Origin of the sequence: Hydrogenovibrio sp. JE_KL2, assembly GCF_009296185.1 — a bacterium.
GTDB lineage: Bacteria > Pseudomonadota > Gammaproteobacteria > Thiomicrospirales > Thiomicrospiraceae > Hydrogenovibrio.
The window spans coordinates 200,587-213,809 of record NZ_WBJR01000001.1 but is presented as its reverse complement, the minus strand read 5'-3'; the positions used below and the strand labels follow the sequence as shown (position 1 = coordinate 213,809).

Below are 13,223 nucleotides of genomic sequence, written 5' to 3'. Positions count from 1 at the left end.
GATATTCTAACAATTGGAAAACGTCTTATGCATCCTATTTTGAATGTTGCCAGCATCGCTGCAAAAGAAGCTGGTTATTTTATCGCGAATCAAATGCGAAACATCGAGCAGCTCAACGTTGAAGAGAAAGGACGCAACGATTACGTCAGCGAAATCGATAAGCATGCGGAAAAGCTCATTATCGACACCATTCGTAAATACTATCCTCAACACAGTATTTTGGCTGAAGAAAGTGGTGCTCACAAAAAAGATTCCGATTTTGAATGGATTATCGACCCACTGGATGGTACAACCAACTTTTTGCACGGCTTCCCGCAGTTTGCGGTTTCGATCGCAGTCACCGAAAAAGGACGCTTGATGCACGGTGTCATTTTTGATCCCACGCGTGATGAGCTGTTCTCTGCATCTCGTGGTGGCGGAGCTCGCCTAAACAATTATCGTATTCGCGTCAGTGAGCAAAAGACATTGAAAAACGCTCTATTGGCGACCGGCATTCCTTATTACAACTTTGAATTCTCTGATGCTTACTTGGCCTGTTTCAAGGAGTTTATGCTACAAACTGCGGGCATTCGCAGACCAGGTTCTGCTGCGCTAGACTTGGCTTATGTCGCTTGCGGACGCGTGGACGGTTATTGGGAGCTAAACCTAAAACCATGGGATATTGCCGCAGGCGCGTTGATTGTGAATGAAGCAGGTGGACTGGTCAGCGATATGCTGGGTGGCGACAAATACCTAGAATCAGGCAACCTGATTGCAGCCAATCCGAAAATGATGAAAGCGATGGCTCAGGTTATCAGCAACACCATTCCAAAAGATTTTCGAGCTTAACATCTTCACATAAAATCTGCCAGGTTGGGGTTGAATACACACCACCCAACCTGGCATTTTTTAATCACTCTCCGCCAACAGGCAAGACATCAGAACCGCATCTTCCTTATCATGCGTATTCTTCAGCGGGTAGTAACCTTTGCGAATGCCATCCTCAATGAAACCATGTTTTTCATAGAGCGCTTTCGCAGGATTGGAAACCCGGACTTCGAGCAACATCCTCTCATAGTCAGAATCCAGAAAATAATCCTTAAACTTCTGCAATGCATTGCCTGCGACGCCCTGCTTCCTGAAGTCCGGCGCGACGCATAGATTCAGCAGGTGAATCTCATCCAGTACCGCTAGAAAACAGGCATAGCCAAGCTTCCGATCATCTACATCACACAAAATATAGGCCAAGCCATCATCCATGGCTTTGGTGAACCCCTGAGGAGACCAGGGAAAATCATAGGATGCTTTTTCTGTACTCAACACCCATTTGACATCATATTCGTCCATAGGACGAAAATAACTAAATTCAGCGAACATAATTTGCTAACCGATAATAACCTTGTTTTTTTGCATACCCTTGCATCAACATTGCGTCTAAGCTTGGTAAGATTTCCACTTGAAGCCCTTCAGAAAGCGCTTCGTTCAACAAACCTTCTTCATCAAAGCTAAATACCTGCTCAACCCCTGTATCAATAATCTCTTCAAGGGTCATCCAAATGGCATCCTCTGTGTGTAACAACCCCGTATCGAAATACAGGACATCTTCTTCCGAAATCTCGAGTGCATTCAAAATATTCAACATCAAGCGCCAAGCCGGGCTTTCTTCATTTTGCCAAACCTGCTCCAAACCGACACCAACAAAAACCAGTTCCGTTTTACTCTGATTCTCAGACGGTAAGGCTTCAGAAGCTTCTGGCTCGACAACCTCACTCACCATCTGCTCAACAGAATTTTCTGATACGCTATAGGCTGGCTGCGGATTTTCTTCCACCGTTGCTGCTTGGTTTTGGTTGACACTCTCATATACCGTTGTCTCATGAGAATGTGCGAACTGCGTGTGCATTCGCCAATTCACGATTCCAAGTTGTTCTAGTAAAGATGGGTCAAGCGTGGTTTTAGACATAACTGGCTTGCTCAAAAATTGTACCGGCTTTTAATAAAGCTATCGCAAGCCGGTTAATTTGATTGTTTCCTAGAAAAGAAAACATCATGATTTCTATACAGACGCTTGAGGATGTGATTTTTGTTGAGTGGATTCAAGCTTGTTCAGCGCGTTGATATAAGCTTTAGCAGAAGCCGTGATGATATCTGTATCAGAACCTTGTCCATTGACGATACGACCCGCCTTTTCCATACGCACCGAGGTCTCACCCAAAGAGTCGGTACCGTTGGTCACATTACTCACCGAATACAACTCCAAGCTTGCACCTGAATTCACCATTTTTTCAATGGCCTTAAAGGTAGCATCCACCACACCGCCACCGCTGGCGCTTGCCGTTTTCTCAACGCCGTCAACCCACAGTGTCACTTCAGCATTAGGCGCATCACCTGTAGTGGTTCCAGCATTTAACGCTACCAAACGATAACGCTCATTTTCTAAGCGCTGAGCACTGTTATCAGTAACCAATGCTTGAAGGTCTTCATCGTAAATTTCGTGTTTAAGATCGGCTAGTTCTTTAAACCTAACAAAAGCCTCGTTCAGCTCCTGCTCGGTATCAAACTCAATACCCAATTCTTCTAATCTGCTACGGAAAGCACTGCGTCCAGAGTGTTTTCCAAGAACCATTTTATTCGTGCTCCAGCCGACATCTTCTGCTCGCATGATTTCATAAGTCTCACGATGCTTCAGAACACCGTCTTGGTGAATACCAGACTCATGCGCGAAGGCATTTGCCCCCACAATCGCTTTATTAGGCTGCACTGCAAACCCTGTAATCCCGGAAACTAAACGCGATGTTGCTAGAATTTCTCTCGTATTGATACGTGTATCCACCGCAAAAGCATCTTGTCGAGTACGAACCGCCATAACCAACTCTTCAAGCGCCGTGTTTCCTGCACGCTCACCTAAGCCATTGATTGTACATTCAACTTGTCTCGCGCCCGCTTTTACTGCTGCCAGCGAGTTAGCTACCGCCAACCCTAAGTCGTTATGACAGTGGGCAGAAAAAATCGCCTTGTCCGAGTTCGGAATTTTCGTCAACAGATTATGCATCAAGTCACCGAACTGTTCAGGAATGTTATAGCCCACCGTATCTGGAATATTGATTGTGGTTGCACCAGCATCAATAGCGGCTTCAATCACACGGCACAAGAAATCCAGCTCTGAACGACCGGCATCTTCCGGTGAAAACTCGACGTTGTCGGTGAAGTCTCTTGCGCGTTTAACCGCCCATACTGCACGCTCAACCACTTCATCCGGCGACATGCGCAACTTCATTTCCATATGAATCGGGGAAGTTGCAATAAAAGTATGAATACGTCCTGAGTTGGCAGGCTTAATAGCTTCACCTGCACGTACAATATCGTTTTCAACAGCGCGAGCCAATCCACAAATCGTACTATCCTTCACCACTGAAGCAACAGCGTGAACCGACTCAAAGTCACCTTGACTCGCCGCTGGAAATCCAGCTTCGATCACATCAACTTTTAACTTTTCCAATTGGCGCGCAATACGGATTTTTTCATCCTTTGTCATCGATGCGCCAGGGCTTTGCTCACCATCTCTTAAAGTCGTGTCAAAAATAACAAGCTGTTGCTTCATAATTATCTCTTCTATTTTCTAAACCAGTGCTTAATCTCTAAACAAATTAAGGTGCATCACTTCCAGCAGACGGTTGTTCCGCCTCTTCTTTTTCCGCTTCGTTTTGTTCTGAAGCCTTGCGCTTTTTACTACGTCTTTCAGAACGCTTTTGTTGCAAAAGCCTCAGTGTCAAAATTGGACCGGACAGCGCATACAGGAAAAAGAAGCCGAACAAAATTACTGCGGGTTTTAAAGTAATAACCACAAACACCAATACAATCAACAGTAATGTAACGAAAGGCACCTTTCCTTTTAGATTAAACTCTTTAAAGGAGTTGAAGCGCATATTACTCACCATCATCAAACCGGCCGCCAAAGTCAGGAACAATGTAAAGAACGATTCCAACCCTGTTTGAATATGATTGGTTTCCACCATCCAAACAAAGCCCGCTAATAGTGCCGCAGCTGCTGGACTCGGCAACCCTTGAAAATAACGCTTATCAGCAATACCAACTTGCGTATTGAATCTTGCCAATCTCAATGCTGCGCCGACGGTATACACAAAAGCAATCAGCCAGCCTAACTTACCGAAATCATGCAACGCCCATTGATAGATAAGTAGCGCTGGCGCCAATCCGAATGAAATCATATCGGCGAGGCTGTCATATTCTGCACCGAAAGCACTGCATGAGTTGGTCATGCGTGCAACACGACCATCCAACCCATCAAAAATCATTGCGACAAAAATAGCGATAGCACCCTGCTCGAAATAACCGTTCATTCCGGCAATAACAGCATAAAATCCTGCGAAGAGAGCGCTTGTCGTCATGAGGTTAGGCAAAAGATAAATGCCTTTTTCAAACGAAGGTTTCATTGTGAAATTCTTTTTATTTTAAGTAGACACACATTCTATAAAGAAAGCGTATAGGTAACAAGATGGAGACCAAACTATTTCTGCAAGTAACACTGGTGCAAAGAAATGGTTTGGTCTAGAACAGGAAAAACGAATTAAATAAATTGACCTCTGCCGACGCCAAAATATTCAAACCCTTTTGACTTCATCACATTCAAGTCATAAATATTGCGACCATCAAAAATAACAGGCTGAGCCATGAGTGATTTCATACGCTCATAATCCGGGTTCCAAAAATGCTTCCATTCCGTCAACACCATCAATGCATCGGCATTTTCCAGCGCCTGATACATATCATTAACGTAGGACACACCTTGACGATCTTCTCCCCAATAACGCTGAAATGCTTTTTTCCCTTTAGGATCATAAGCCACAACTTTTGCGCCTTGCGCCACCAAGGCTTCAACCGTTCTTAAACTGGGCGCATTATCGACAGTGGCAGTATTTGGCTTAAACGACAGCCCCCATATTGCAATGGTCTTATCCTGCAGTCGGTTGTGGAAATAGCGCCATGCCTTTCTAAACAGAACCTCTTTTTGAGACTCGTTATTACTCAAAACCGTCTTGAGCAAGTCTGCATCATAGCCCTTGGATTCAAGTGTTCCCACAAGCGTTTTAACATCTTCAGCAAAGCTTGGTCCACCAAACCCGCAACCAGGATATAGATAGCTGAATCCAACACGACCATCTGAACCCAAGCCTTGGCGAACCTGCTCCATGTCTATATCAAAGTGCTCTGCATTATTGGCCAACTCATTTACCAGACTCATACGGGTTGCCAAAAGGGCATTCACGGCATATTTGGTATATTCCGCAGCTCTTGTCGACATGACTTTGATTTGATCAACTGTATAGTTAAAAGGACGCATAATGTCTCTGATGGTTGCGATAGCTTCCTGGCAGTCTCCACCCAATACAACACGATCTGGTCGCGTAAAATCCTTCACAGCCGACCCTTCACTCATGAATTCCGGCATAGAGACCACTGCTACTTTGGCTTCTACCCCACGACATGAAAACCCCTGTTGGATAGTCTGTAAAAAACGATCTGCAGTTCCGATCGGAAAAGTACTCTGATTCACAACTATCAAATCTTTTTCAGCAGTGCTGGAAATAAGGTCAACAATATCTTCTGCTTTCCGAATATTCCATGACGGCATACTCAAAAAAAGCACATCACCATATTCAACCCCTAAAGACCAATCCGCTTCAAAAAACAAACGCTCTTCTTCATATTGTGATTTGATTAATGACGCAAGCCCTGGTTCTTCCCTTGGCAAAACGCCGTTTTGCAAATCCTCAACTTTGACAATGCCGATGGGTAAAGCCATAACTTCATTACCCGTTTGCGCCAGAGCTCCTGCCGTTACCAAACCACTTAATTCGCATCCAAACACTGATATTTTCATGATGTCACCTTCTCAATCAGCTTTCTTGTTGAAGCATCAAACTGCTCTGCTAAAGAAGCATCCTGCAATGCCGCTTTTGTCTCTTTGGCAATCAATTTTCCAAGCTCAACGCCCCACTGATCAAAAGAGTTAATCTCCCAAATCACTCCCTCTACAAAAGTCTTATGTTCGTAAAGCGCAATCAACATCCCCAGTGTTTTGGGGGAAATATCCTTCATCAAAATCGTATTGGAAGGTTGATTGCCTGGGTAATGTTTAAAAGGGGAATCAAAGTTAGCCTTCAAACTTTCAGGAATGGCATCATCCCCCAGCATCAATACACGCGATTGCGCAAAACAATTCGCCAACGCCAATTCATGCTGAGACTTCAAACTTTCATTTCTACCCGTATGGGAGCTGGCATCAAAGTCATCTCTGATTTTCAACGCAAAAAAGTCACACATAACCTTTTGCGTCCCCTGATGCAGCAACTGATAAAACGCATGCTGCGCATTAGGCCCTACCTCGCCCCAAAGGACAGGACAGGTTTTGTAACTGACCTCTTTACCATCTCTATTAACGGATTTCCCGTTACTCTCCATGACCAACTGCTCAAGATAAGAGGGGAGATACTTCAAACGCGCATCATAAGGAAGAATCGCTTTCTTCTGAATATTCAAAAAGTTAATATTCCAAATGTCAATCAGTCCTAAGATGACAGGAAGGTTTCGCTCAAAAGGCTCAGAACCAAAATGTTCATCCATGATTCTGGCACCTTCAAGCAACTCTCTAAACTTATCCATGCCAATTTGTAGCGCTATTGGCAGACCAATCGCTGACCACAACGAATAGCGTCCTCCCACCCAATCCCAAAAAATAAGTTGGTTTTCAGGGGGAATTCCCCATTCCGTCATCATGTCCGGCTTAGTCGATACACCAATAAAGTGTTGTGAATAGATTTCCTGCTTATCTTTAATCGCCTCTTCTAACCAGTCAATAGCAGTTTCAGCATTAGAAAGCGTATCAATGGTCGTAAAAGATTTTGACGCCAAAATAAACAGCGTAGTTTCTTGCTTAAGCTTATTAAGAAGGTTAGATGTCTGAGTGCCGTCTATGGAAGAAATGAAGTGTAGATTTACCGGAGATTTAATGGTTTGCAAACTTTGTGTAATCATTAAAGGCCCTAAATCAGAACCGCCCACACCAATATTTACAACATCCGTAATTGCCTTACCACTAAAACCGCGCCAATGACCCGATCGTACCTTGTTGACGATTCTCGACATGTTATCAAATTGAGCATCAACATCATCCTGTACCTGCGCTGCAAACCCACTAACACCTTTGTGATTTGCCCTCAACGCCGTATGAAGTGCTGGCCTGTCTTCTGTGTCATTGACCTTTTCACCGGATAACAGCTTATAAATCCAGCCTGACAAATCTTGTTGATCCGCCAAATCAAAAAGAAGAGACATCGTTTCTTCTGTAATGCGGTTTTTAGAATAATCTACATAAAGATCGTCAAATTCATGGGAAAACTTGTCCGTTCGATCTCTGTCGTTCTTAAACAATTGGGACATTGCCATCGTTCCCAAACCTGCATCACAATGCACTTGTAATGCCTGCCATGCAGGTGAAACATCTAATGTCATAAGCACCCTTCTCTTTTTTGTTTTATTTGCCAACCTTGTTGCAACGCGACTCTTAAATCGAATCTACGTCCAAGGATTTCAAGTATTCTTTAAAGTCAGCTCCCAACTTAGGATCACGCAATGCATATTCAATATTAGCTTGCAAAAATCCCTGTTTATCACCGCAATCGTAGCTTTTACCATCTTTGAACTCAAAGCCAAACATAACCTCTTCATCCAGCAATCTATCCATTGCGTCAGTTAACTGAATTTCACCGCCCGCTCCAGGCTTAGTCACTTTTAAAAGTTGCATTAAGCGCGGCGTAAAAATATATCGTCCAACAACGGACAAATTGGATGGTGCGTCCTCTTTTTTAGGCTTTTCTACTAAACTGGAAATACGCATGTCTGCACCATTGATTTCTGCAATGCCGTACTTCTCGACCTGATCTTCAGGCACCGCTTCCAGTGCAATAACACTGGTATGGACTTTTTCATAAAAGTCCACCATTTGAGCCAAACAGCCTTTTTTTGAGTGATGCATCAACACATCCGGCAACAACACCGCAAAAGGTTCATCACTTGCTATAACCGGCTCTGCACATAAAATAGCGTGCCCCAACCCCAACGCTTCAGGCTGACGAACACTCACAATCCGCACACCCTCTGGTGTAATCTCTTGGATCGGGATCAGACGCTCCTCTTTTCCCCGCAACTGCAATTCTGTTTCAAGCTCATAGTGCTTATCAAAGTGATTTTCTATCGCATTCTTACTGGAGTGTGTGACCAATATGATATCGGTTATACCTGCCTCAGCAGCTTCATGGACGATGTATTGAATCAACGGCTTGTCGACAACCGTCAACATTTCTTTTGGAATAGCCTTGGTTGCAGGTAAAAAACGCGTCCCCAAACCAGCTACAGGCAAAATGGCTTTGGTAATTTTTTTATATATCATTACTTCTCTCTTCTTTCCGTTCCCTTTTCTCAGCTTGTTTCAGATAAACAAGCTCTGAGAAGGTGGGCTTTCTGCAAAGTACGTCGCTGCACCTGCTATTTCTATTTCATCTATAAGATCTGATTCACAAACCCCTAAAAGATCAAACGCCATGGAACAGGCGGTAAATTTCACACCTAATTCCAAGCATAATGCTCTAAGCTCTTCAATGGGAAGTTGATTTTGATGCTTCATCTGTAACTTGAATGCAAAGGTGACTAGAGCGGTCATGCCAGGAACAATCCATATGACCTGAGGCAACACCTTATTCCAGTCAATTTTTTTCAGCCAATTTGGGCCAACTGGAAGTTTTAGAATCATCGCTGGATTTGCTAACGGGGAAACCTTTAATCCTGAAGTATTTCGATACAGTCCTTTTACCCCATAAAAAGAACAAAAAACATCTACTCTCTTCCCCATCGCGGCGGCCGTACTTGCAAGAATAAGCGTTGCATAAATCCAATCAAGTGACCCTTTTGTCAAAATAATGCTGACTTGTTCTTTTTCTACTTCACTATCCATATGTCAACTCTTCGTCAGCTTAAAATATAAAACACCGCTCTCTTCCTTTTGAAAGAGGCAGTCCAATTCTTGCTGCCGACAAAATGCAGGAACATCTTTCATAGCGCCTTTATCCGACGCCTTAAAATCAATTTCTAGGCTTTCACCTACGTGCTCCGCCAAAAACTTTTTCAATTTTACAATCGGCATCGGGCAAGCCAACCCCGTCATATCCAACTCATAGTTTTTATACAAAACTCTATCACCCATCAAAACGAAAATTATAAAGTTTAGATGACAAATCAAACCAAACAAAGTCATGATTCTTTATATATGCCTCTCATGCTTCGTTTTATAATACCTTCAACTAAAGCCTAACCGAATTTTATGCAAAAAACCATACTCTTCTTATGTTTAACCCTTTGTGTGTCGCCCTTAGCACTCGGCAGTAACCTGCCTGATCTTGGCGCGCCCGACTTAAAGGACTACGACTCTCAAACAGAGACCTCTTTGGGCAGAGCTTTTTCTGTAGCACTTCATGAACAGTATGACTTGTTTTACGACCCAATAACGCTGAGCTATGTTCGACATATCGGTAATAAAATCGCCAGCCAAACAGGACAAGACCGCCAATTCACCTTCTACATCCTCAATGACCCAGAAGTCAATGCTTTTGCTGGCCCCAATGGCGTCATAGGCATACATACAGGCCTCATACTTGCTGCACAAACCGAAGATGAGCTTGCTTCCGTCATGGCGCACGAAATCGCTCACGTAACCCAGCGACATTTGTCACGAACATTTGAATACCAAAACAACGTCAGCGTTACCAGTATCGCCTCCCTCATTGCAGCAATACTCATTGGCTCTCAAGATGTCAGTGCCGGCATTGCAACCTATATGGGAGGCATGGGACTTAACATTCAACAACAATTGAAAAACTCGCGTATTCACGAAAATGAGGCCGATTATTTTGGCATTAAGTATTTGGAAAAAGCAGGCTACAACCCTTATGCCATGTCAGATTTTTTTGGCCGCTTAGAAAAAGAGTCCCAACTCAACGAATTCAAAGCACCGGAAATTCTCTTAACACACCCTGTAACCGAAGAACGTTTAGCCAAAGCGAAAGAAAGAGCCTACCAACTATCCAAAGACAGTAAACGCGTTTATCACAAAAACTCATTAAAGCTCATCCAACTGCGCATGAAGCTATTGCTTCATATTGACGACAGTTATGGCAATAAGCATCTTGATAAAAATGAGCAATGCTACCTACGGAACTTAAAGTCACTTCAGTCTGCGGACAAAGCAACAGCATCATTTAATACACAATGCCTGAAGGATGCCACCAAACAATACCCTAACAATAAGCTGTATCGCTTATTACAAGCTCAAGTTGACTCTGTCATAAAACCTAAACTTGGATATGATGAGTTCACATACTTGGAAGCAATTTATCCATCTGACTTCAGTATTCCATACCTGCATGCTCTCGCATTAGAGCAAAACAATCAGATTGATAAGGCGATTGAACTGCTCAGAAAAGCGACACCAAAATTTCACTATCAGTACCTAATGTATTCTGAGCTTGCCCGACTCTTTTCAACCCAAAATAATGCCAAATACACCTACTACTACAATGCGCTGGCAAACTACAATATTGGCAACACATCCAAAACACTTTACCTAGTCAAACAAGCAAAACTGCTTGAAAAAGATAAAAACAGCACCTTCTTCAATAAGCTAATTCAGCTTGAAAATCAAGCATCTACAGATCAAAAAATTGCAGATCAAAAATTAAAATAATCACTTGACATAAATTTTTTTTTAGCAGTATTAAATATTGCTATCAAGATTTTTGATAAAACACTTGCGTATATTTCATATATCAGTAACCTATGCGTCTAAGAGCACAAACTGCTCAAAACCTATTCAAAAGATAAATAGGAAGAACAGATAAAAAAGTCGTCTGGCTTTTTTTCAGGAGGATAAGAATGTTGAAAACTAAAATGAAGCACTTACTGACTGCCGCTGCAATTACCACAGCATTTGCCGTAGCTCCATTATCAGCACAAGCTGGTGATAAAGAGATGACAAGTGTTGAAGCAGGTAAAAAATTGGCTTTCAGTAGATCCCAAGGAAACTGCCTTGCATGCCATGCAATTCAAGGTGGTCAACTGGCTGGAAATATTGGTCCTGCGTTAATTGCCATGAAGTTGCGTTATCCAGACAAACAAAAACTTTTTGACAAAGTTTGGGGTAAACCAAATACTCAGGTTCCAAACAGTATGATGCCTCCGTTCGGACAAAACGGAATCCTTACAGATAAACAAATACATGAAATCGTTGATTTCATCTATACACTGTAATTTTTAAATTAAACCTTAAACGGGAGTTTAAAACCTTATGAAACGTAGATCTTTCCTTAAAGGTACTCTAGCTACTGGTGCAGCTGCGGTTGCAGTAAACGCTGGTCTTCTAACACCTTCAACTGTATTAGCTGATTGGAACAAAAAAGCTTTTGACGCTAAAAAAGTAGATGACGCTCTTAACGGCATGTACGGTACTGCTTCAGCTACTGCTTCTGGTGACATCACCCTTAAAGCTCCTGCTATCGCTGAAAACGGTGCAGTTACACCTATCACTATTGACGCTTCTAAAATGAAAGGCGTTGAGTCAATTTCAATCGTTGCTAGCAAAAACCCTATGCCTCTAGTTTGTGAATACAGCTTCGCAAGTGCTGCAGAAGGTTATGTTTCTACTCGTATCAAAATGGGTGAAACTCAAAACGTAGTAGCTATCGTTAAAGCTGGTGGTAAGCTATACAAAGCAGAACAAGAAGTTAAAGTTACTATCGGTGGATGTGGTGGTTAATCCACTTTTCACGTAAACTTTATTTAGAATAACTGCAAATTTAAAGGAAATAACATGTCAATCAAAATCAGAATGCGTGGAAAATCTAAAGGTGGCATCGCTGAAGTTAAGGCACTAATCAAGCACCCAATGGAATCTGGTGCTCGAATGAACAAAAAAACTGGTAAGCCATATCCAGCTAACTACATCAACGTAGTTGAAGTATTGGTTAACGGAACTAAAGCAATCGACGCTCAATGGTCTGGTGCTGTTTCTGCAAACCCATACCTTGGTGTTAAAGTTAAAGCAAACAAAGGTGATAAAGTAACTCTAAACGTTGCTTCTAACATCGGTGATAAAGGTACTGATTCTATTACTTTGAAGTAATTTAATCTGCCTGGAATCTGCCATTTGGCAGGTTCCAAAATTCTCTATAATAATACTTTATAAATAAAGAGTTCTCGGACGGAGGAATGGGATGAAGAAAACATTGCTAGTCGCCTTAGCGTTAGGCGCAACAGCGACAGCCACAGTTTCTATGGCTGCCAGCATTGATCCAGAACAAAGTCGTCAAGACTTAGTCAAATATTTCAAAGCAAAAAACCCGAATATTGATATTTCAGCATACAAGAACGGTGCTTATATCTACTCGGCTGACAAGATGTCTCAATTCAAAGCTGTTATGGAATTTCCTCCATATCTAGATGCAATTGATGCAGGGGAAGCCTTGTATAACAAAGATAAAGCCGTTTACGACAAGTGTTTCGGTTCAGATGTGACTAAAGTGCGTGTTATGTTCCCTCGCTTCGACGAGAAAACACAACAAGTACAAACTCTAGAAGGTCAAATCAACCAATGTCGTACTGATGCTGGACTTAAACCTTTTAAATGGAAAAAAGGCGATATTGCAAAACTTTCAGCCTTTTACGCAGACCAAGCACGCGGTCAAAAAATCCATGTTGTAATCAACTCTGAAGGTGCTAAAAAAGCATTCCTTGCAGGTGAGAAGTTCTTTATTACACCACATGGTCAATTGAACCTTTCTTGTGCTAAATGTCACACTTACAACGCAGGCCGTAAGGCTCGTGCAAACATCTTGTCTCCTAACCTAGGTCACACAACAGGTTTCCCTGTTTTCCGTGCAAAATGGCAAGAGCTGGGAACACTGCACCGTCGTTATGGTGGTTGTAACAAGAACATGCGTTTAAAACCATTTAAAGCTCAAAGCGAAGTCTACAGAAACCTAGAGTTCTATGAGGCTTATATGGATAACGGTCTAGAAATTAACGGTCCAAGCTACCGCGAATAATCTCTCGTTAAGATCAATAAAAAACCCAGCTATGCTGGGTTTTTTATTGCCTAGAATTCATTATTATTGCTA

Annotated in this window: 15 protein-coding genes; 6 read left to right on the top strand and 9 right to left on the bottom strand. The window is 42.5% G+C overall.

Annotated elements, in window-relative coordinates; genetic code table 11:
* The first annotated feature begins 27 nt into the window (after positions 1–27).
* On the top strand, positions 28–828 hold the full coding sequence (locus tag F8R13_RS00960) for an inositol monophosphatase family protein (protein ID WP_152831396.1): 801 nt from the start codon (positions 28–30) through the stop codon (positions 826–828).
* Positions 829–888: 60 nt separating this feature from the next.
* Here the strand turns inward: F8R13_RS00960 and rimI are convergent, their stop codons facing one another.
* From rimI to F8R13_RS00915, 9 genes are all read right to left on the bottom strand, one after another.
* Positions 889–1,356, bottom strand: coding sequence for a ribosomal protein S18-alanine N-acetyltransferase (gene rimI, locus F8R13_RS00955; RefSeq protein ID WP_152831394.1), 468 nt, complete (start codon positions 1,354–1,356; stop codon positions 889–891).
* The gene (locus F8R13_RS00950; protein WP_152831392.1) at positions 1,346–1,942 is read right to left on the bottom strand and encodes a hypothetical protein; all 597 of its coding nucleotides are present in this window, start codon (positions 1,940–1,942) and stop codon (positions 1,346–1,348) included. Before F8R13_RS00950 ends, rimI begins: the two co-directional genes overlap by 11 nt.
* A 93-nt stretch (positions 1,943–2,035) precedes the next feature.
* The gene (locus F8R13_RS00945; protein WP_029908083.1) at positions 2,036–3,580 is read right to left on the bottom strand and encodes a 2-isopropylmalate synthase; all 1,545 of its coding nucleotides are present in this window, start codon (positions 3,578–3,580) and stop codon (positions 2,036–2,038) included.
* 46 nt (positions 3,581–3,626) lie between these two features.
* Positions 3,627–4,433 (bottom strand): CDP-diacylglycerol--serine O-phosphatidyltransferase, encoded by an 807-nt coding sequence (pssA, locus tag F8R13_RS00940; protein ID WP_152831389.1) that lies wholly within the window; start codon positions 4,431–4,433, stop codon positions 3,627–3,629.
* Positions 4,434–4,567: 134 nt separating this feature from the next.
* Positions 4,568–5,881 (bottom strand): UDP-glucose/GDP-mannose dehydrogenase family protein, encoded by a 1,314-nt coding sequence (locus F8R13_RS00935; protein ID WP_152831387.1) that lies wholly within the window; start codon positions 5,879–5,881, stop codon positions 4,568–4,570.
* Complete coding sequence (gene pgi, locus F8R13_RS00930) at positions 5,878–7,512, bottom strand: glucose-6-phosphate isomerase (RefSeq protein ID WP_152831385.1); 1,635 nt, start codon at positions 7,510–7,512, stop codon at positions 5,878–5,880. The genes F8R13_RS00935 and pgi overlap by 4 nt, the downstream gene beginning before the upstream one ends.
* A gap of 52 nt (positions 7,513–7,564) precedes the next feature.
* Positions 7,565–8,449 (bottom strand): UTP--glucose-1-phosphate uridylyltransferase GalU, encoded by an 885-nt coding sequence (gene galU / locus F8R13_RS00925; protein ID WP_152831382.1) that lies wholly within the window; start codon positions 8,447–8,449, stop codon positions 7,565–7,567.
* Between the two features lie 39 nt (positions 8,450–8,488).
* Complete coding sequence (locus F8R13_RS00920; RefSeq protein WP_152831380.1) at positions 8,489–9,010, bottom strand: DsrE/DsrF/DrsH-like family protein; 522 nt, start codon at positions 9,008–9,010, stop codon at positions 8,489–8,491.
* Positions 9,011–9,013: 3 nt separating this feature from the next.
* The gene (locus F8R13_RS00915) at positions 9,014–9,304 is read right to left on the bottom strand and encodes a sulfurtransferase TusA family protein (RefSeq protein ID WP_216642573.1); all 291 of its coding nucleotides are present in this window, start codon (positions 9,302–9,304) and stop codon (positions 9,014–9,016) included.
* A 72-nt stretch (positions 9,305–9,376) separates the two neighbouring features.
* On the opposite strand from F8R13_RS00915, the gene F8R13_RS00910 reads away from it, so the two are divergent.
* The 5 genes from F8R13_RS00910 (at position 9,377) to soxA (ending at position 13,151) form a co-directional block, all read left to right on the top strand.
* Positions 9,377–10,795 (top strand): M48 family metallopeptidase, encoded by a 1,419-nt coding sequence (locus F8R13_RS00910; protein ID WP_152831378.1) that lies wholly within the window; start codon positions 9,377–9,379, stop codon positions 10,793–10,795.
* Between the two features lie 188 nt (positions 10,796–10,983).
* Entirely contained in the window at positions 10,984–11,358 is a 375-nt protein-coding gene (gene soxX / locus F8R13_RS00905; RefSeq protein ID WP_152831376.1) for a sulfur oxidation c-type cytochrome SoxX, read from the top strand.
* A 37-nt stretch (positions 11,359–11,395) separates the two neighbouring features.
* A complete protein-coding gene (gene soxY / locus F8R13_RS00900) occupies positions 11,396–11,863 on the top strand; it encodes a thiosulfate oxidation carrier protein SoxY (RefSeq protein WP_152831374.1) in 468 nt (155 codons plus the stop codon).
* Positions 11,864–11,917: 54 nt separating this feature from the next.
* Positions 11,918–12,229: a thiosulfate oxidation carrier complex protein SoxZ gene (gene soxZ / locus F8R13_RS00895; RefSeq protein WP_029908063.1), complete on the top strand. Its 312-nt coding sequence runs from the start codon at positions 11,918–11,920 to the stop codon at positions 12,227–12,229.
* Positions 12,230–12,320: 91 nt separating this feature from the next.
* The gene (soxA, locus tag F8R13_RS00890) at positions 12,321–13,151 is read left to right on the top strand and encodes a sulfur oxidation c-type cytochrome SoxA (RefSeq protein WP_152831372.1); all 831 of its coding nucleotides are present in this window, start codon (positions 12,321–12,323) and stop codon (positions 13,149–13,151) included.
* Positions 13,152–13,223 lie beyond the last annotated feature (72 nt).